Source organism: Marinobacterium jannaschii DSM 6295 (genome assembly GCF_000620085.1).
In the GTDB taxonomy this organism is placed as follows: domain Bacteria; phylum Pseudomonadota; class Gammaproteobacteria; order Pseudomonadales; family Balneatricaceae; genus Pontibacterium; species Pontibacterium jannaschii.
The window spans coordinates 217180-235645 of sequence record NZ_JHVJ01000007.1; the positions used below are offsets into that span (position 1 = coordinate 217180).

Consider the following 18466-nt stretch of genomic DNA (forward strand, 5'->3'; position numbering starts at 1 on the left):
TTATAAACCACGGATAACAGCCATTCAGACAATAAAAAAGCCGGCCATACAGGCCGGCCTTCTAAGCAGTAAGGAATCAGTTCAGGTAAGGCGACCAGGCCGGCTCACGCACATCACCCTGAGACTCCGGCAACAGGAAACGCACTCCGCCATCCAGGGTAACGCCCCCCAGAACACCCTGCGTCCCTACCTGAGTCGCATACATGATGATTGAACCATTCGGCGCGATTGTCGGCGACTCATCCAGTGACGTTTCAGTCAGGATATCGATGCGCCCCGTCTCCAGATCCTGCACCGCAATATGGAAGATATTGTCATCGCCACGGTGCACCATCGCCATGAAACGGCCGTCAAATGTAAAAGAGCCACGCGAGTTATAGTTGCCGCTGAAAGTCAGTCGCTCCAGATTTCGGCTGGCCACGGTAAAGCGATAGATTTGTGGCTGCCCGCCCCGGTCCGAGGTAAAGATCAGTGAACGCCCATCCGGGGCCCAGGCCGGTTCCGTATCGATACCATAGTGGTGAGTCACCCTATCGAGTCGACGACTGGCGAGGTCGAGTATATAGACCTCCGGGTTACCATCCTTCGACAACACCAGTGCCAGCTTCTTGCCATCAGGCGACCAGGCCGGGGCACCATTCAGTCCCGGGAATGACTGCACCCGCTGACGCTGACCATTTTTCAGGTCCTGAATGTAGATTACCGGACGCGTGGTTTCAAATGACACGTAGGCCAGCTTGGATGCATCCCGCGACCATACCGGAGAGAGGATCGGCTCTTTCGATTTCAGGATCGCCGTCGCACGGGCGCCGTCGGAGTCCGCCACTTTCAGCTTATAGAGCTTCTGGTTGCGGCCAATATCTTCTGCCGTCACATAGGCGATACGGGTATAGAAAGCCCCGCGGATACCGGTTAGCTGCTCATAGATATCATCGGCAATCGCATGCGCCACGCCACGTAATCCGGTGCGGTCGCCTACGACATTCGAGCCCTTGATACGCTGCTGCTTAATCACATCAAACAGCTCGTAATCTACCCGCACCTGATTGCCATCCTGCTGACTGATACGCCCTATCACCAGATAGTCCATTCCGGAGACACGCCAGTCACGATAGTTGACGGCATCAGCCGATGTCGGGGTGCTCAGCATATTGGCAGGCGCCATCACCGAGAACAGGCCACTACGCGCCAGATCTGCCGATATCACCGAAGCAACATCTTCCTGCAGGCCATAGTTGCCATCCCATGAAAACGGCACTATTGCCACCGGGGTGGGTTTATCAGCCCCCTGGGTAATCTCAATTTTCAGTTCGGCATGGGCTGTCACTGTGATAAGCAGCGCAGCCAGAGCCATCATTAGTCTTCTCATAATCACCGTCTCAGGTCCTCAGGTCTGAATGCCAGCGTAAACTCCCGCCAATGAGCATCAAAGGCGATCGGATCCAGCTGCTTGAGCTTCTCAAAACGACCTACACGCATTACAGCCTGTACCGCATCCCGATCAAAACGGCTATCACCGCTTGCTCGGCTCACTACCGCGTCATCCACCTCTCCGGTCGGAAACAGGCGCACCTTCACTTCTACCAGCATGCCGTTACGGGCATTCGGCGAACGACGCCATTTACTGGTGATCAGGTCTCTGACGTAGCCCATATAGCTCATCGCCTGTTCACGATAGAGCTCCTCTTCCAGAGACTCCTCTTCAGCCGCCATGGCGGCCTCCAGAGCAGCTTCACGGGCTTTCTTTGCCGCCAGAGCTTCTTGCTTACGTGCTTCTTCAGCTTTTCGTTTCTGCTCAGCCTTACGCTTCTCTTCCGCCAGCCTCCTGGCTTCAGTTTCCTTACGTTTACGCTCTTCTTCAGCCTTTTTCTTTCTGGCCAGCTCCTGCTGGCGCTTACGCTCTTCGGCTTTCTTCTTCTCAGCCAGCGCCTGTTTTCGTTTCTGCTCAGCTTCCTGTCTGCGCTTCTCTTCTGCAGCCTTCTTCTTGCGCGCCAGTTCCTGCTTCTGCTTTTCAGCTTGTTGCTTGGCCTGTTCCTGCTTACGCTGCTTGTCGCGTTGTTTCTGCTCGCGTGCCAGCTTCTGCTGCTTGGCTTCCGCTTGCTGTTTACGCTGCTCGGCCAGCTTTTTCTTTCGCTCGGCTTCAGCTATTTTGCGCTGTGCTGCCTGCTGCTGTCGCTCGGCTTCAGCCTTCTGCTTTGCTCGGCTCTGGGCCGCCTTAGCGTCCGGCTTGCTCTTAATCGACTTCAGGTCAACGATAGTTGCCTGAACATGGCGCGGCTGAATTTTCCGCTCTTCGCGATGATCAAACCAGCTTTCAGCCAGCAACAGTACAACGACAACATGAAGCGACAGCGCGAGCAGCGTGGGTATCAGATAACCTTTAGCTTTCACACTGGATTCCCGTTATTCAGTTACCAGACCTACGCTCTTGGCACCGGCCTGCTGCAGCAACACCATCAGCTGTACAACTGCATCATAGTTAACATTCTTATCACCGCGTACCAGCAACATCTTGCCGGGATTAGCGGCCAGGATCTTCGCGATACGCTCTTTCACCGCCAGGGCATCCACCGCGTCTTCCGGATCGCCCCCTACATCAATGTAGTAGTTCTGATCTGAATCCACCGTCACGATAACCGGTTCGCTGTCCTTGTCATCCACCGGGTCCGCAGCGGCCTGAGGCAGGTCGACATTAACCCCCTGGGTCAGCATCGGCGCGGTGATCATAAAGATGACCAGCAGCACCATCATGACATCGATATAGGGCACCACGTTGATTTCGGCGTTCAGCTTACGCCCTTTACGTCGCCTTCTGGACATAAATGCCTCCGTTATTCAGCCGAGTGGATACGTCGGTGCAGCACGGACGAGAACTCATCGGAGAAGGTTTCGTAGTTCCCCATCAGCCAGTCAGCCTTGGCAGAATAACGGTTGTAGGCAATAACAGCGGGAATCGCCGCGAACAAGCCGATCGCCGTGGCGACCAGCGCTTCGGAGATACCCGGAGCCACCGATGCCAGCGTAGCCTGGTGCACATTAGCCAGCCCCCGGAAAGAGTTCATGATGCCCCACACAGTACCGAACAGCCCGATGTAGGGACTGACGGATCCGACTGACGCCAGAAACGGCAGATGACGATCAAGCTTTTCCTCTTCACGGGAGAGCGCGACACGCATACTACGCTGAACCCCTTCCATCACGGCATCCGGATCCACCCGACGCTGCTGACTGAGGCGGGTAAACTCTTTCAGACCGGCACGGAAAATATTCTCCGCCCCGCTATCAGGATTGGGGGACTGACTGACCTCGCGAAACAGCGATCCCAGATCGACACCAGACCAGAAGCGCTCTTCAAACGCGGCCAGGGCTCGACGGGTGCGGCTCAGGAAGAAGTATCGCTGAAAGATCATGATCCAGGAGAGCAGGGACGCCAGCATCAACAGTAACATTACGATTTGAACAACCACACTGGCATTAACTACCAGGCTCCAGATCGACATTTTCTCGACCACTATAAAATCCTCAATATCGACGACCGGGCAAAAAGCTCCGGTTCATATAAGTTGACTCACTTGAATGACATCCCCTTCGCAGCAGCGTCCCCATCCGGATGCCATCTACTCAACAGGTTTACGACCGGCCCCCATAACTGGCGTAACAGGCTGAGCTACTAGGATCAGAAATCAGGTTACTAGTTCACTCTTTTTGCCTGTACCTGCAAGCAGGCACAACAATAACAGTCAGCAGGGGGGAAAAAAAGCAAACCGGCAAAAAGCCGGTTTATAGGGACAGGTCAGGAGATGAAACAGATCTGGCAGGCGTCAGGCCTGGCGCTCCAGTCGACCGAAAGCGCTGCAGCTAAGACAAAGCTCAGTCAGGGGGTTACCACGCAGGCGGTTGACCTCCAGCTCTTCGCCACACTCAAGACAGACACCAAAGTCTCCATTCTCTATACGCTCAAGCGCCCGTTCGCAGGCCCTGAGTTCCACCAGCTGGCGACGAATCGCCGCATCGTGGGGCATGATCTCAAAGTTATTCTCCCGCAGAGCCGCCAACAACACCCTTTTCTCAGGTCTGGACTGGTCATTAGGAAATGCTTCATAGAGCAGATCAACAGCTTCCTCTACGATCTGCTGCTGTAGCAGCTCTATCTCGCTGCGAAACGCAATGACTTGCGTCGCGGTTAGCCCGGTTGCCATGATAAACCCTTCACGCCTTAAGTTATCCGTCGAAATCTACCAAAAATCATAGTGACTCCGGACGAAAAGGTGTGATGATATCGATCAGTCACAGATCAAAACCACATAAAGGTCATGGTTTATTGATCTGAGTCGGGTTTCTCCAGCCCAAAGTGGGCATAGGCGTGATCAGTCACCACCCGCCCCCGCGGAGTTCGCATCAGGTATCCCTGCTGAATCAGGAATGGCTCTAGTACATCCTCGATGGTATCCCGCTCCTCACTGATTGCGGCGGCCAGACTTTCCACACCTACCGGACCACCACCAAATTTTTCGATCATTGCCAGCAACATGCGCCGGTCCATATGATCAAAGCCGTGCTCATCAACATTCAGCATATTCAGCGCCCGGTCTGCAATATCCGCACTGATCCGGCCATCCCCTTTGACTTCGGCATAATCCCGAGCGCGACGCAGCAGCCGATTGGCGATTCGCGGCGTCCCCCTGGAACGCTTGGCGATCTCCCGGGCACCTTCGATCTCGATTTCTGAACCGGACAGATTGGCCGAACGGGCGACAATACTGGTCAGGTCTTCAATATTGTAAAACTCAAGCCGCTGGACAATACCGAAACGATCTCTCAGTGGCGAGGTCAGCAACCCGGCCCGGGTGGTGGCACCAACCAGAGTAAATGGCGGCAGATCCAGCTTTATCGAACGGGCGGCCGGGCCTTCACCGATAACTATATCGAGCTGGTAGTCCTCCATCGCCGGATACAGCACCTCCTCCACGTTAGGGCTGAGACGGTGGATCTCATCGATAAAGAGCACATCTCCGGGTTCCAGATTGGTCAGAAGCGCCGCCAGATCACCCGCTTTCTCCAGCACCGGCCCCGAGGTCGTGCGTATCTCGGCCCCCATCTCATTGGCAATGATATTGGCCAGCGTCGTCTTACCCAGCCCCGGCGGACCAAAGATCAGAGTGTGATCCAGCGCTTCACTGCGGGCGCGGGCAGCACTGATAAAGATATCCATCTGCTCGCACACAACCGGCTGACCGACATAGTCTTCCAGCATCTTCGGCCGGATCGCGCGATCCTGCACCTCCTCCCGGGGCGTGCTCAGCGGAGTTACAAAGCGATCCGCTTCTATCATCTTTTGTACCTATTCAGAAAAACAGTTTTATCAGCACCCACTGAAAGTCCGATCACAGCTTAACCCGAGACCATCGACTTCAGTGACTGACGGATCAGATCCTCACAACCTGTACCGGCTCCCAGCACTTTCTCTGCTGCCGCAATCGCTTTGGTTGCCTGCACCGGCTTATAACCCAACGCCACTAGAGCACTTTCAGCTTCGGCACGATGATCCACCGCAGGTGCCATATCCGCCACAGCCTCGCTGCCACCGCCATCGAGACGAAACTCTCCGACGTCGGCCATCTGCAGACTGGCCAGTTTATCCTTCATTTCTACAATCAGGCGCTCAGCCGTCTTCTTACCGACTCCCGGCAAACGTACCAGTGCAGCCGTATCCTGATCATGAACGCAGCGCACAAACTCCTGACTATTGATGCCTGAGAGAATCGTCAACGCCAGTTTAGGCCCGACACCGTTCACCTTAATCAGAGTCCGGAACAGCAAACGCTCCTCCTTGTCCGCAAAGGCATAGAGCAACTGAGCGTCCTCGCGCACCACAAAGTGGGTATAAAGCACCGTGATTTTGCCCATTTCCGGCAACTTATAGAAGGTATTCATCGACGCTTCCAGCTCGTAGCCGACGCCATTCACATCCAGCAAAAGCTGAGGTGGCTGCTTCTCCACCAACTCCCCTTTCAGACGACCTATCACTTAGTCTCTCTCCTTATCACGCGCTTCCCGGGCAGACTCCAGGCGATGCCCGGCCATAACAAACTGAGGCAGTCGCAGGCGCGCAAATACTGTTGCCAGGCGCAACAAAAAAATCAGTAACATGGCGGCCAGCGCCACAAAGCGCGCATCCATGTAATCGTAAAACATGACATAGAAACAGCCGCCGGCAACGGCACAGGTGGCATAGAGTTCACTGCGCAGTATCGACGGTATTTCACCGGTGAGCATGTCGCGAATCATTCCGCCGGCACAGCCGGTAATCACGGCCATCATCACCACAATCAATGTCGGCAGCTCTGCCGCCATCGCCTTTTCGGCACCACCAATCGCAAACAGCGCCAGCCCCATCGCATCCAGCACCAGCATCAGTCGGCGCGGGTATCGCAGATAACGGCAAAGGATAAATGCCAGCACAGCCGAGATAATTGCGGTCCACAGCAAACTGACATCCGATATCCAGATAAGCGGATGACTGTCGAGGGTAATATCCCGGATAGTACCACCACCCAGCGCCGTCACGATTGCCAACACCACGACGCCGAAAATATCCAGCTGCTTGCCCTGGGCGGCAATTGCGCCAGTGACGGCAAACACCGCCACCCCCAACAGTTCTGCCAGATAGAGTAGGGTTGCATAATCCATCAGCGCCACCGGCCATTACGGGTATGACCACGGGCCCCCGCCATCGCCACCAGGCTGTTACGGGTATGGGCATGACAGAGCGCAATCGCCAGGGCATCGGCCGCATCCGCCTGCGGCAGACCGGGCAACTTGAGAATACTGGCCACCATATGCTGAACCTGCACCTTGTCTGCTGAGCCTTTACCCACCACAGACTGCTTCACCTTGCGGGCCGCATATTCATGCACCGGCAGATCACAGTTGGCGCCGGCCACGATGGCTACGCCACGGGCCTGGCCAAGCTTCAGTGCCGAGTCGGCATTTTTGGCCATAAACACCTGCTCGATCGCCATCTCCTGAGGGCAGTACTGTTCGATGATCTGCGTCACCCCCTCATATACCTGACGCAGGCGGTCGGGCAGCTCATCGCCTTTGATGCGAATACAGCCGCTGGCGACATATTCATTTCTGGCACCAACAACATTGATAACACCAAAGCCGGTAATACGGGAGCCGGGGTCAATTCCGAGGATCAGCATGGCTTAACACCTGAAAGTGGGCTGACTATCATAAAAAAAGCCGAGACAGAGGTCTCGGCTTTCTTAAAGAAAGAGAGAAGAATCAATCTTCCATCGCCTCTTCCGGGATCTCAGCGTTGTGATAGACATTCTGGGAGTCATCGAGATCTTCCAGTACGTCGATCAGCTTGAGGATCTTCCGACCAGCCTCGACATCCAGTTCTACGGAGGTCGACGGGATCATCGCGATCTCCGCATGCACCGGCTCCAGCCCGGCCTCTTCCAGGCCCTGTTTGACATCCATAAAGGACTGCCACTCGGTGAAGACATCGACCGAACCATCAGCATTGGCAACCACGTCATCGGCACCCGCCTCCAGCGCAGCTTCCATCACGGTGTCTTCATCCACACCGTCAAAGGTGATCTGGCCTTTCTTTTCAAACAGGTAAGCAACCGAACCGCTGGTGCCGAGATTGCCGCCAAACTTATTGAAAGCGGCACGAACACCGGCAACGGTGCGGTTTACGTTGTCAGTCATACATTCAACGAGAATGGCGACACCGTTAGAGCCGTAGCCTTCATAGGTCAGCTCATCGTAGTTATCACCTTCGCCACCGCCGGCTCCACGTTGGATCGCCTTATCAATGGTGTCCCGTTTCATGTTGGCGCCCAGCGCCTTATCTACCGCTGCACGCAGGCGAGGGTTATCGTCAGGGTTCCCACCGCCCTCTTTCGCAGCCACCACCAGCTCTCGAATCAGTTTGGTAAAAATCTTACCGCGCTTGGCATCCTGTGCCGCTTTGCGGTGTTTGATATTGGCCCATTTAGAATGACCTGCCATGTGTCACCTCGGTTTCTGTACAAAGGGCCGCGCCAGAGCTCACAAAAACTGTGCCCCGGCTGCAGCCCTTTTATTCAACACATCTGCAACTTCGTCTACTTACGGAGTTTTACGCAGCTTGATATTCAGTTCACGCAGCTGGGCAGCACTTACCTCACCCGGCGCTTCTGTCATCATGCAGGATGCGCTCTGAGTTTTAGGGAAGGCGATGACTTCACGGATAGAGTCAGTACCGGTCATCAGCATGATCAGACGATCCAGGCCAAATGCCAGACCACCGTGCGGAGGCGCACCGTACTTCAGGGCGTTCAGCAGGAAGCCAAATTTCTCTTCCGCTTCTTCGTCGCTGATACCCAGTACTTCGAATACTGTCTTCTGCATTGACTGATCGTGAATACGAACAGAACCACCGCCCAGCTCACAGCCGTTCAGCACCATATCATAGGCACGGGACAGCGCGGTCAGCGGGTTGGCTTTCAGCTCTTCGGCAGAACAGCTCGGAGAAGTGAACGGGTGGTGCAGCGCCGTCATACCGCCGTTATCGGTCTCTTCAAACATCGGGAAGTCCACAACCCACAGCGGTGCCCATTCGCACTGCGCCATGTTCTGATCTTCACCGACTTTGATACGCAGCGCGCCCAGGGCTTCGCTGACGACCTTCTCTTTGTCTGCACCGAAGAAGACGATATCGCCGTTCTGAGCACCCAGACGTTCCATGATCTGCATGGCAACATCTTCGCCCAGGAACTTAACGATAGGAGACTGCAGGCCTTCAACACCTTTCTCCAGTTCGTTAACCTTGATCCAGGCCAGACCTTTAGCACCGTAGATACCGACAAACTTGGTGTACTCGTCGATGATCTTACGGGTCAGCTGGGCGCCGCCAGGGACTTTCAGGGCAGCAACACGGCCTTTAGGATCTTTCGCAGGACCGGCGAAGACCTTGAACTCGATCTCTGCCATCAGGTCAGCAACATCTACCAGCTCCATCGGGAAACGCAGGTCAGGCTTATCTGAGCCGTAACGCTGCATTGCTTCGGAGTATGGCATACGCGGGAATTCGCCCAGATCAATGTTAAGCATGTTCTGGAACAGCTCACGGATCATGGACTCAGTCATACCCATAATCGCTTCCTCATCCATAAATGAGGTCTCGATATCGATCTGGGTAAATTCCGGCTGACGGTCAGCACGCAGGTCTTCGTCACGGAAGCACTTTGCGATCTGGTAGTAACGGTCAAAGCCGGACACCATCAGCAGCTGCTTGAACAGCTGTGGAGACTGAGGCAGGGCAAAGAAGCTGCCTTCGTGGGTACGGCTCGGCACCAGATAGTCACGCGCGCCTTCCGGCGTCGCACGGTTCAGAATCGGAGTTTCGATATCAAGGAAACCGTTGTCATCCAGGTAGTTACGGATGGCGTTTGTCACCTTGGAACGAAAACGCAGCTTGTCCTGCATCTCGGGACGACGCAGGTCGATATAGCGGTGGCGCAGACGTACGTCTTCACCAACCTGCTGGTGTTCGTCCAGCTGGAACGGAGGTGTTTCCGCTTTATTCAGGATAACCAGACCTTTACCCAGCACCTCGATCTCACCTGTTGGCATCTCTGCATTGACAGTGCCTTCAGGACGCGCGCGGACAGTACCTTTGATCTCGACAACGAATTCATTACGGCAGCTGTCTGCCAGCTGGAAGCTCTCTTCACGATCCGGATCGAATACCACCTGTGTCAGACCTTCACGGTCACGTACATCCAGGAAGATCACTCCACCGTGGTCACGACGGCGGTGAACCCAACCGTTCAGAACCACATCATCACCGATATGTTCTTTTCTAAGATCGCCGCAATAATGGCTGCGCATAGTTTACTGTTCCTGTATCTGGATCAGGCCCCGGATGGGACCAGTCTGAAAATTTGTTACTTATCTGAAGAGCCGCTGTCACCGGCAAGGTTTTTCTTCTTACCGGTTTTAAAATCTGTCTCGTACCAGCCACCGCCGGAGAGACGAAACCCGGGTGCAGACACCTGCCTGGTTACATTATCACTGTCACATGCTTTGCAATTGGGTGCCGGGGCATCAGAACGCAGCACGAGTTTCTCGAAATCGTGACCGCAAGCATTACACTGAAAATCATATATAGGCATGAAAACCGCTTTCCCATATAGCCAAGTATCAGAAAACGGCCGATTATAACTGATTTGCCGGGGCCTGACAGGCCCCTGTGAGAGGAACCTGAAAGCCCGGATCAAATCTTCCTCAACTCTCCGGCTCCAGCTCAATCTCACCACTGTGGGAAAGCAACGTTTCCAGCTTATGCCGGATATCGTGTAACGCCGCATCCGTATAGGGAACCGCAGGCACCTTGCCCCAGATCGGCCCTGGCCAGGCGGCGTCATCTTCCTGCCGCACCACATGGTGCAAGTGCAGCTGCGGCACCATATTACCCAGCGTAGCAACATTCATCTTCTTAGCCGCGAAGATATCGGCCAGATTTTCTGCCAGAAAAGAGCTTTCGTGCATCAGCTGGCGCTGATCCTCCTCCGACAGGTGATAGATCTCCGACACTTCCGCGCGCCGTGGTACCAGAATAAACCAGGGATAGTTGCTGTCATTCGCCAGCAACAGGGTGCTGAGCGGAAACTCTCCCAGCACGATACAGTCGTTTACCAGCTGAGGATGCAACTCGAATTCTAGTTCCAGTTCGTCCATTTTCCGCACTCCTGTTCAGATCCAATAGACCGTCTTGCGACGTACAACCCGGGCTACCCCGGTAATAGGCTGAAAACACACAGCGCTGCAGTTTAAATGCAGCGCCTTCTTATTTTTAGTCAAAAATTGCGGTAGCGTTCAAAAAGAATCCCTAACGATGACCCTGCCGATGCCTGAAGTTAAGTTGCACAACACCATAGAAAGTATAGGTGCCGATCTCTGGAACAGGCTCTGCGGCACCGAATACCCCTTTCTGCGCTACGAATTCCTGCATGCCCTGGAGCACTCCGGCAGCGTTGGGCGCGGCACCGGCTGGCAACCTTTGCACCTGCAGATTATCGAAGCCGGAGAGACGCTCGCCCTGATACCGCTCTACCTTAAGACGCACTCTTACGGCGAATATGTATTCGACTGGAGCTGGGCCGAGGCCTATCAACGTAACGGCCTGGAATACTACCCCAAGCTGGTGAACGCAATTCCTTTTACGCCGGCATCGGGACCGCGCTTTGGCAGCAGCATTGACGATCGCGACCTGATTCCGCTGCTCAACAACGCGCTCTCACAGGTCAGTGAAAAACTCCGCTGCTCATCATGGCACTGCCTGTTCCTGCCACAGCCTCAGAGCGAGCTGTTGTTCCAACAGGGATGCCATCTCAGGCTGGGCACCCAGTTTCACTGGTTCAACCGTGACTACCGCAGCTTTGATGACTTCCTGCAGCAGATGACGTCGCGCCGGCGCAAGAATCTGCGTAAGGAGCGCGAAAAGATCGGCCGCCAGGATGTCATTCTCAAAACCCTGCAGGGAGCGGAGATCAGCGATGAGGTACTGCAACACTTCTACCACTGTTACCAGCTGACCTACGCCAAGCGCGGCCAGCGCGGATATCTGACCGAGTCATTCTTTCGCCAGCTACGCGACACTATGCCGGAGCAATTAATTATGGTGACCGCATGGCACCAACAGAACATGGTCGCAGGCGCCCTTTCCCTGCGCAGCTCAGATACGCTCTACGGTCGATACTGGGGTTGCCTGGATGAGTTTGACAGCCTGCATTTTGAAGCCTGTTATTATCGCGGCATCGACTACTGCATCGCGCATGGCCTGCAGCGTTTTGATCCGGGTGCACAGGGCGAACATAAGGTACAGCGCGGCTTCGAACCGGTTGAAACCTGGTCGGCGCACAGCATCAGAGAAGCCGGTTTCAGGGACGCCATCCGCGATTTTTGCGCCGAGGAAGCCGAACATACCCGTCGCTATATGGCGGAACTTAGCCAGAATCTGCCATTCCGGCAACCGGAAGAATAAGGTCAGCGAAACAGTTGGCATGAAGGGATGAATGCCCGAAAGAGAATATCAGGATATATGTATTGAAATTTTAATTTCCTTTTGGAATAAAACATAAAAAAACGATCTTAGCCCCCAAGCCCATTATCCGTATAATTGCCGCCCTTCAAGCCAGCCAGATCCCATTCCATCTGCGCCAGCTCTAAGGCAGGCGCCCCCAAAAGGAACGCCGCCACTGAACCCAGCGCCCGATCGGCGTCGAAACGGAACACTTACAGATGAAATCCTCACCTCTTGCCCTGCTCCCGCTGGCAATGTTTCTGGCGATGTTTATCGGCAGCGGCCTCTACTACCAAAGCCAGGCGGTTGAATTCGCCTTCTACCAGATCTCAGCACCGGTGGCGATCCTTCCGGCCATCGCGCTGGCTGTGCTGCTCGGCAAAGATTCACTGAACAGCCGTATTGATACCCTGATGAAAGGCATAGGCGACCAGACCATTATCACCATGGTGGTGATCTACCTGCTGGCCGGAGGCTTCGCCAGCGTCGCCAAGGCGATTGGCGGTGTTGATGCCACGGTGAACCTCGGACTCAGCCTGGTACCTGCATGGATGATCTTGCCAGGCCTCTTTATCATCAGCGCCTTTATCGCCACGTCGATGGGCACCTCTATGGGCACTATCGCAGCCGTCGCACCAATAGCTGTCGGCGTGAGTGAAGCGACCCAGATTGATCTGGCGCTGGCCATCGGCACCGTAGTTGGAGGCGCGATGTTTGGTGACAACCTGTCGATCATCTCCGATACCACCATCGCCGCCACCCGCACCCAGGGGTGCGAGATGCGCGACAAGTTTCGCCAGAACTTCCGCATCGCCATGCCCGCGGCCATCGCAACCGTTGCCCTGCTGTTTCTGCAGGGAGAGAGCGGTGTCGTAGCCGCTCCCGGCGAGATCGACATGCTGCTGGTGATGCCCTATCTGGCGGTGCTTGTACTGGCGCTGAGCGGCCTGAATGTCATGGTCGTACTGTTCAGCGGCATTGTGCTGGCGGGAATCACCGGTCTGCTGCAATTGCCGGATTACAGCGTGGCGCAGCTATCCAAAGATATTTATGCCGGCTACAGCGGCATGCAGGAGATCCTGATCCTGTCGCTGCTGATCGGCGGTCTCGGAGCATTGATGAAATCTCAGGGCGGGCTGGAGTTTATCGCCCGCCAGATTGACAAGCTGACCAGCCGTAAGCAGACGGAACCCTCGCCCCGCGCCGGCGAACTGAGCATTTCAGCCGCCGTAGCCCTGACCAACGTCTGTACCGCCAACAATACCGTAGCGATCATTATCAGTGGCGGCCTCGCCAGAGATATTGCCTGCCGCTACGGCGTCGACCCGAAGCGCAGCGCCAGTCTGATGGATATATTCTCCTGCGTGGTGCAGGGTATGCTGCCTTATGGCGCTCAGGTTCTGCTGGCCGGCTCCATCGCCGCGCTATCCCCCCTGGAGATCGTTGGCTCAATCTACTACTGCCTGCTGCTGGGCGTAGCGGCCTTGTTCTCGATCGCTATCAGCAAGCCCGCACTGTCCAGGGTTCAGCCGGAAGCACTCTGAAACGGCTATAAAAAAACGGAAGCCAAGGCTTCCGGTTTTTTTATCTGATATCGGCGCCCGGGATCAGAGCGTCACCGCCGCGACCCAACCGGCCACCAACAACGGCAGGTTATAGTGGATAAAGGTCGGCACCACCGTATCCCAGATATGGTTGTGCTGCCCGTCAACATTCAATCCCGCCGTCGGTCCCAGGGTGGAATCTGAAGCCGGCGAGCCTGCATCCCCCAACGCCGCAGCAGTACCTACCAACGCCACAATCGCCAACGGACTGAAGCCCAGCTGCAGAGCCAGCGGTACGTAGATGGCAGCAATGATCGGAATCGTAGAGAAGGAAGAGCCGATCCCCATGGTCACCAGCAAGCCCACCACCAGCATCAGCAACGCCGCCAGTGGCCTATTCTGACCGATCAACTCCGCCGAACCGGATACCAACGCTGCAATATCGCCGGTCTCACGCAGCACCTGGGCAAAGCCCGCAGCCGCAATCATGATAAAGCCGATAGTGGCCATCATCTTCATGCCATCCACCAGCAGGCCATCAGACTCGTTCCAGCGTACCACTCCGGTGACGGAGAACAACAAAAAACCGAGCATCGCCCCCAACACCATCGAGTCGGTATAAAGCTGTGTCACAAACGCCAGCAGGATCGAAACCAGCGCCACAGCGATACTCTTACCGCTGTAATTCGCCTCTATATGCTCAGAGCGTTCAATCCGGCTGAGATCATACTCGCGCTTTCCCCGGTAACTGATAAATACCGCTACCAACAGGCCACTGATCATACCGATCGCCGGAATCCCCATCGCTTCAATCACATTGATACCCGCCGTATCCAGCCCGGCACCGGCGATATTCTTCAGCAGAATTTCATTCAGAAAGATGCCGCCGAAACCAACCGGAAGAAACATATAGGGCGTCACCAGACCAAAGGTCAGCACGCAGGCGATCAGGCGACGGTCCAGCTTCATCTGACTCATCACCAGCAATAGCGGTGGAATCAACAGCGGAATAAATGCGATATGGATCGGCATTATATTCTGCGACGAGATCGCCACCAGCAGGATCACCAGCAACAGCAGGTTGCGCACCCAGCGCACCCGCTTTGGATCATGCTGACCACCCAACACGATCACCACACGATCTGCCAGCAGGTGCGGCAGTCCAGACTGGGAGATCGCCACAGCAAAGCCCCCCAGCAAGGCATAACTCAGAGCAACTCCGGCGCCACCACCGATACCTTCGTTAAAAGCGTCGATGGTACCCGTCACACCCAGACCTCCGGCCAGGCCACCGGCCAGGGCTCCGACAATCAGAGCGATCACGACATTTGTTCGCACCAGACTGAGCAGCAGCATCAGCAGCACTGCAATAACCACAGCATTCATCAGTAGATTTTTGCCTCAAAAGAAAAGTGTCCAAACGGACCAAAGAGATACCGGAAAAAACCTGTTGCCACATAGTTCGAGTCCATCCGGAATGAGCTGAATTCCCGGTCCTGCCGGAAAGGCGCGTACTGTGCCGCCAGATACGGCGAAAGTCAAAAACCCGATAGAACTTATCTGACCGGGGTCAGTTAAGCAGTTTCTGAGCGGAAGAATGCAATAGCAAAAAAGAGCCGGTTGGTGGGCAACCGGCCGAATAGGTGAGATTTTCAAACAAGAGTCGGGCCTGGGACAGCGAGGGGAGTTGCTGTGCCTCAGCCCTGTTATCAACTACATAGCGGGGATCAGGCGACTCCGTGTCCCGGCAGCGGCAATATCGATTCCGTACTAAGCAACCGGTAGCTGCGCAATAGCCTTCGGGTAACACAGCTAAAGCAGCGCCCTTTGGTCTCGCCACAAAAACTATCGGCGCAGGCGGTCAGAAGCAGCTCCTGTGCCACCCGCTGATTTACCGCACGGTCACCGCTGCTAAGCTCTGCTACCGTTACCACGCCATCTTCAATCAGGCGTCGCGCCTCCTGATCCTGCCACTGTGCGATCAACTTACCGGTACTACGATTCAACAACCGGATAGAGGGCTCTATGCTGTCGATCCATGCATCCACAATAAAGGCACCCATCACCATCCTCCCTGCTGCAATTGATAATGATTTGCATTATTGATGATAATGATTCGCATTTCAATAGCGAAATGAAGTTTTTATTGCGACCGCAGCCAAGCGATTGACTTGAGCGTTCAGATTCATAATATATGGATATCCACATATACAGATAAGCATACTAACCTGATGCAACCTTCCCAATTACTCAAATGCATGGCCGATGAACTGCGTCTGCGCATACTTGCCTTAACCCAGAGCGAGCAGGAACTTTGTGTCTGCGAACTGACAGAAGCACTGCAACAGAGCCAGCCTAAAATCTCCCGGCACCTGGCACAGCTTCGCAGTTGCGGCATGCTGCAGGATCGCCGTCAGGGCCAGTGGGTGTTCTACAGTCTCAGTCAGACTCTGCCGGACTGGGTCGGCACTACCCTGCAACAGATTAAGTCGGCCCATCCGGAAACATTTCAGGCCGATACATACGCACTAAAGAGCATGGGCGACAGGCCCGAACGCAGCGCCCGCTGCTGTTAATCAGACACTAACAAGGAGACTTATCAGATGACTATTAAAGTCGGTATTAATGGCTTTGGCCGTATGGGACGCCTGGCACTGCGGGCCGCTTGGGAATATCCGGAGCTTGAGTTTGTCCATATCAATGATCCGGCGGGAAACGCTGAAACTCTGGCGCACCTGCTGAACTACGACTCGGTACACGGCACCTGGCAATATTGCGCCGAGGCTGACAATGATCTGATCCGCATCGGTGATAAGAGCATCAGCACCAGCGCCAATAGCGCCATTGCCGATACCGACTGGTCCGGCTGCGATATAGTGATCGAAGCCAGCGGCAAGATGCGGCAGGTCGAGCTGCTTGAAGCCTACCTCGAACAAGGCGTACAGCGTGTCCTGGTCACCGCGCCGGTCAAAGACGAACGCGCCCTGAATCTGGTGATGGGCATCAACCACCAACTGTTTGATCCGGCACAACATCGCATTGTCACCGCCGCGTCCTGCACCACCAACTGCCTGGCACCGGTGATCAAGGTGATCCAGCAGCACTTCGGTATTCGCCACGGCTCTATGACCACGATTCATGACCTGACCAATACCCAGACCATCCTCGATGCGCCACACAAGGATCTGCGCCGTGCCCGTGCCTGCGGCATGAGCCTGATCCCGACCACTACCGGCTCAGCCAAAGCGGTAATCGATATCTTTCCGGAACTGGAAGGCCGTCTCAATGGCCACGCCGTGCGCGTACCTCTGGCTAACGCTTCCCTGACCGATATGGTATTTGAACTGGAACGTAACACCACCGCTGAAGAGGTGAACGCACGCTTCGCCGAGGCAGCTGCCGGCGAGCTGGCCGGGATTCTGGGATATGAGGAAAAGCCTCTGGTATCGATCGATTACCGTACCGATCCACGCTCCGCGATTATCGACGCCCTCTCCACCATGGTCGTGAACGATACCCAGCTCAAACTGTACGCCTGGTATGACAACGAGTGGGGTTATGTGAACCGCACCATGGAACTGGCCCGTTACATTATGGCGGAGTAACTATGCTTTCGGCACTTTCTCCGGCGGTACGCCAGTACCTGCTGGTCACCGGAAACTACTGGGCCTTTACCCTGACCGATGGCGCATTGCGGATGCTGGTGGTACTGCACTTCCATCAGCTCGGCTACAGCCCGCTGGATATTGCCCTGCTGTTCATCTTCTATGAGTTCTTCGGCGTAGTGACCAATCTCGTTGGCGGCTGGCTCGGCGCACGGATCGGCCTGAACCGTACCATGAATATCGGGCTTGGCCTGCAGGTTATCGCTCTGGGGATGCTGTTAGTGCCGGCAGCGATGCTAACCGTGCCCTGGGTGATGGCTGCCCAGGCCCTCTCAGGCATCGCTAAAGACCTGAATAAGATGAGTGCCAAGAGTGCCATCAAGCAACTCACCCGGAGCGGCGCTGATTCGCAGCTGTTCAAGTGGGTCGCGCTGCTGACCGGCTCAAAAAACACCCTCAAGGGTGTTGGCTTCTTTATGGGCGGCGCACTGCTGGCAGCACTCGGCTTTGGCGGTGCCGTTCAGGCGATGCTGGTGTTACTGGTGGCAGTACTGATCGGCAGCCTGCTGTTCCTGCACCAGGAGTTAGGCAAGGCCAGGTCAAAACCTAAGTTCAGCGAAATATTCTCCACCAGCCCGGCGGTCAACCGGCTCTCTGCCGCCCGCTTGTTTCTGTTTGCCTCAAGGGATATCTGGTTTGTCGTGGCGCTGCCGGTCTATCTCAGCAGCAGCTTTGGCTGGGACTTCTGGCTGGTCGGCGGTTTTATGGCCAGCTGGGTGATCGGTTACGGCTTTGTCCAGGCCGCAGCCCCCTGGCTGACCGGCAGGCGGCGAGGTATTGTCCCGGATGGCAAATCCCTGACCCTCTGGGCCTTACCCCTGGCACTGCTTCCGTTGTTGATTTCGGCCGGACTGGAGATTGATGCAGGGATTGCACTGATCGGCGGACTGGCCCTGTTTGGCGTACTTTTCGCCGTAAACAGTTCATTGCATAGCTTCCTGATCGTCAGCTATGCCAAAGCAGACGGCGCTTCGATGGATGTCGGGTTTTACTATATGGCGAATGCCATGGGACGCCTGATCGGCACCCTTCTGTCAGGCTGGGTGTTCCAGGTTTGGGGACTGCAGGCCTGTCTTTGGCTGTCCGCCCTGATGCTGGCGACCTCAGGCATCATCGCCCTGACCCTGCCACGGCAGGCCGCTGCCGTCAGTGACTGATCAGGCCTGCCGCTG

Annotated in this window: 20 protein-coding genes; 5 read left to right on the plus strand and 15 right to left on the minus strand. The window is 55.5% G+C overall.

What is annotated here, in order from left to right; translation table 11 throughout:
* Positions 1–76: 76 nt before the first annotated feature.
* From tolB to Q354_RS0107415, 13 genes are all read right to left on the minus strand, one after another.
* Positions 77–1369, minus strand: a complete 1293-nt coding sequence (tolB, locus tag Q354_RS0107355) for a Tol-Pal system beta propeller repeat protein TolB (protein WP_036228885.1) — start codon at positions 1367–1369, stop codon at positions 77–79.
* Between the two features lie 2 nt (positions 1370–1371).
* The gene (gene tolA / locus Q354_RS0107360; protein ID WP_027857044.1) at positions 1372–2391 is read right to left on the minus strand and encodes a cell envelope integrity protein TolA; all 1020 of its coding nucleotides are present in this window, start codon (positions 2389–2391) and stop codon (positions 1372–1374) included.
* A gap of 12 nt (positions 2392–2403) precedes the next feature.
* On the minus strand, positions 2404–2820 hold the full coding sequence (tolR, locus tag Q354_RS0107365) for a protein TolR (RefSeq protein WP_027857045.1): 417 nt from the start codon (positions 2818–2820) through the stop codon (positions 2404–2406).
* Positions 2821–2831: 11 nt separating this feature from the next.
* Positions 2832–3512: a protein TolQ gene (gene tolQ / locus Q354_RS0107370; protein ID WP_027857046.1), complete on the minus strand. Its 681-nt coding sequence runs from the start codon at positions 3510–3512 to the stop codon at positions 2832–2834.
* 309 nt (positions 3513–3821) lie between these two features.
* A complete protein-coding gene (locus Q354_RS27840; protein WP_084332509.1) occupies positions 3822–4199 on the minus strand; it encodes a TraR/DksA family transcriptional regulator in 378 nt (125 codons plus the stop codon).
* Between the two features lie 119 nt (positions 4200–4318).
* Positions 4319–5332: a Holliday junction branch migration DNA helicase RuvB gene (gene ruvB, locus Q354_RS0107380; RefSeq protein ID WP_027857048.1), complete on the minus strand. Its 1014-nt coding sequence runs from the start codon at positions 5330–5332 to the stop codon at positions 4319–4321.
* A 59-nt stretch (positions 5333–5391) separates the two neighbouring features.
* The gene (gene ruvA, locus Q354_RS0107385; protein WP_027857049.1) at positions 5392–6027 is read right to left on the minus strand and encodes a Holliday junction branch migration protein RuvA; all 636 of its coding nucleotides are present in this window, start codon (positions 6025–6027) and stop codon (positions 5392–5394) included.
* Positions 6028–6690 (minus strand): trimeric intracellular cation channel family protein, encoded by a 663-nt coding sequence (locus Q354_RS0107390; RefSeq protein WP_036228890.1) that lies wholly within the window; start codon positions 6688–6690, stop codon positions 6028–6030.
* Positions 6690–7208 (minus strand): crossover junction endodeoxyribonuclease RuvC, encoded by a 519-nt coding sequence (ruvC, locus tag Q354_RS0107395; RefSeq protein ID WP_027857051.1) that lies wholly within the window; start codon positions 7206–7208, stop codon positions 6690–6692. The genes Q354_RS0107390 and ruvC overlap by 1 nt, the downstream gene beginning before the upstream one ends.
* Before the next feature lie 82 nt (positions 7209–7290).
* Positions 7291–8028 (minus strand): YebC/PmpR family DNA-binding transcriptional regulator, encoded by a 738-nt coding sequence (locus tag Q354_RS0107400; protein WP_027857052.1) that lies wholly within the window; start codon positions 8026–8028, stop codon positions 7291–7293.
* 99 nt (positions 8029–8127) lie between these two features.
* Positions 8128–9891 carry an aspartate--tRNA ligase gene (gene aspS / locus Q354_RS0107405; RefSeq protein WP_027857053.1) on the minus strand — a complete coding sequence of 588 codons (1764 nt, stop codon included), beginning with the start codon at positions 9889–9891 and terminating at the stop codon, positions 8128–8130.
* Between the two features lie 56 nt (positions 9892–9947).
* Positions 9948–10370 (minus strand): FmdB family zinc ribbon protein, encoded by a 423-nt coding sequence (locus tag Q354_RS28945; protein WP_322786141.1) that lies wholly within the window; start codon positions 10368–10370, stop codon positions 9948–9950.
* Positions 10288–10740, minus strand: coding sequence for an HIT domain-containing protein (locus Q354_RS0107415; RefSeq protein WP_027857055.1), 453 nt, complete (start codon positions 10738–10740; stop codon positions 10288–10290). Before Q354_RS0107415 ends, Q354_RS28945 begins: the two co-directional genes overlap by 83 nt.
* 157 nt (positions 10741–10897) lie before the next feature.
* Here Q354_RS0107415 and Q354_RS0107420 point away from each other — a divergent pair, with 157 nt between their 5' ends.
* Entirely contained in the window at positions 10898–12046 is a 1149-nt protein-coding gene (locus Q354_RS0107420) for a GNAT family N-acetyltransferase (RefSeq protein ID WP_245601006.1), read from the plus strand.
* 257 nt (positions 12047–12303) lie between these two features.
* A complete protein-coding gene (locus tag Q354_RS24945; protein ID WP_036228894.1) occupies positions 12304–13629 on the plus strand; it encodes a Na+/H+ antiporter NhaC family protein in 1326 nt (441 codons plus the stop codon).
* Positions 13630–13692: 63 nt separating this feature from the next.
* Here Q354_RS24945 and Q354_RS0107435 read toward each other — a convergent pair whose 3' ends face one another.
* Together Q354_RS0107435 and Q354_RS0107440 are read right to left on the minus strand one after the other, a co-directional pair.
* Positions 13693–15015 (minus strand): Na+/H+ antiporter family protein, encoded by a 1323-nt coding sequence (locus Q354_RS0107435; protein WP_027857057.1) that lies wholly within the window; start codon positions 15013–15015, stop codon positions 13693–13695.
* 341 nt (positions 15016–15356) lie between these two features.
* The gene (locus tag Q354_RS0107440) at positions 15357–15692 is read right to left on the minus strand and encodes a hypothetical protein (protein ID WP_156948264.1); all 336 of its coding nucleotides are present in this window, start codon (positions 15690–15692) and stop codon (positions 15357–15359) included.
* Positions 15693–15860: 168 nt separating this feature from the next.
* On the opposite strand from Q354_RS0107440, the gene Q354_RS0107445 reads away from it, so the two are divergent.
* The 3 genes from Q354_RS0107445 to arsJ are packed head-to-tail and all read left to right on the plus strand — an operon-like array spanning position 15861 to position 18451.
* The gene (locus Q354_RS0107445; RefSeq protein WP_036228897.1) at positions 15861–16205 is read left to right on the plus strand and encodes an ArsR/SmtB family transcription factor; all 345 of its coding nucleotides are present in this window, start codon (positions 15861–15863) and stop codon (positions 16203–16205) included.
* Positions 16206–16232: 27 nt separating this feature from the next.
* Positions 16233–17234, plus strand: a complete 1002-nt coding sequence (locus tag Q354_RS0107450) for an ArsJ-associated glyceraldehyde-3-phosphate dehydrogenase (RefSeq protein ID WP_027857060.1) — start codon at positions 16233–16235, stop codon at positions 17232–17234.
* A 2-nt stretch (positions 17235–17236) separates the two neighbouring features.
* Positions 17237–18451: an organoarsenical effux MFS transporter ArsJ gene (gene arsJ, locus Q354_RS0107455; protein ID WP_027857061.1), complete on the plus strand. Its 1215-nt coding sequence runs from the start codon at positions 17237–17239 to the stop codon at positions 18449–18451.
* Positions 18452–18466 lie beyond the last annotated feature (15 nt).

What these genes read in the sequence shown, in the direction of transcription:
- Q354_RS0107390 (WP_036228890.1), bottom strand. Translation starts at nt 6,690, where the DNA reads ATGGATTATGCAACCCTACTCTATCTGGCAGAACTGTTGGGGGTGGCG.
- Q354_RS0107435 (WP_027857057.1), bottom strand. Translation starts at nt 15,015, where the DNA reads ATGAATGCTGTGGTTATTGCAGTGCTGCTGATGCTGCTGCTCAGTCTG.
- Q354_RS28945 (WP_322786141.1), bottom strand. Translation starts at nt 10,370, where the DNA reads ATGCGGCGTTACACGATATCCGGCATAAGCTGGAAACGTTGCTTTCCC.
- Q354_RS0107400 (WP_027857052.1), bottom strand. Translation starts at nt 8,028, where the DNA reads ATGGCAGGTCATTCTAAATGGGCCAATATCAAACACCGCAAAGCGGCA.
- tolR (WP_027857045.1), bottom strand. Translation starts at nt 2,820, where the DNA reads ATGTCCAGAAGGCGACGTAAAGGGCGTAAGCTGAACGCCGAAATCAAC.
- tolB (WP_036228885.1), bottom strand. Translation starts at nt 1,369, where the DNA reads ATGAGAAGACTAATGATGGCTCTGGCTGCGCTGCTTATCACAGTGACA.
- Q354_RS0107440 (WP_156948264.1), bottom strand. Translation starts at nt 15,692, where the DNA reads ATGGGTGCCTTTATTGTGGATGCATGGATCGACAGCATAGAGCCCTCT.
- Q354_RS24945 (WP_036228894.1), top strand. Translation starts at nt 12,304, where the DNA reads ATGAAATCCTCACCTCTTGCCCTGCTCCCGCTGGCAATGTTTCTGGCG.
- Q354_RS0107450 (WP_027857060.1), top strand. Translation starts at nt 16,233, where the DNA reads ATGACTATTAAAGTCGGTATTAATGGCTTTGGCCGTATGGGACGCCTG.
- Q354_RS0107445 (WP_036228897.1), top strand. Translation starts at nt 15,861, where the DNA reads ATGCAACCTTCCCAATTACTCAAATGCATGGCCGATGAACTGCGTCTG.
- Q354_RS0107415 (WP_027857055.1), bottom strand. Translation starts at nt 10,740, where the DNA reads ATGGACGAACTGGAACTAGAATTCGAGTTGCATCCTCAGCTGGTAAAC.
- ruvB (WP_027857048.1), bottom strand. Translation starts at nt 5,332, where the DNA reads ATGATAGAAGCGGATCGCTTTGTAACTCCGCTGAGCACGCCCCGGGAG.
- arsJ (WP_027857061.1), top strand. Translation starts at nt 17,237, where the DNA reads ATGCTTTCGGCACTTTCTCCGGCGGTACGCCAGTACCTGCTGGTCACC.
- aspS (WP_027857053.1), bottom strand. Translation starts at nt 9,891, where the DNA reads ATGCGCAGCCATTATTGCGGCGATCTTAGAAAAGAACATATCGGTGAT.
- ruvC (WP_027857051.1), bottom strand. Translation starts at nt 7,208, where the DNA reads ATGCTGATCCTCGGAATTGACCCCGGCTCCCGTATTACCGGCTTTGGT.
- Q354_RS0107420 (WP_245601006.1), top strand. Translation starts at nt 10,898, where the DNA reads ATGACCCTGCCGATGCCTGAAGTTAAGTTGCACAACACCATAGAAAGT.
- Q354_RS27840 (WP_084332509.1), bottom strand. Translation starts at nt 4,199, where the DNA reads ATGGCAACCGGGCTAACCGCGACGCAAGTCATTGCGTTTCGCAGCGAG.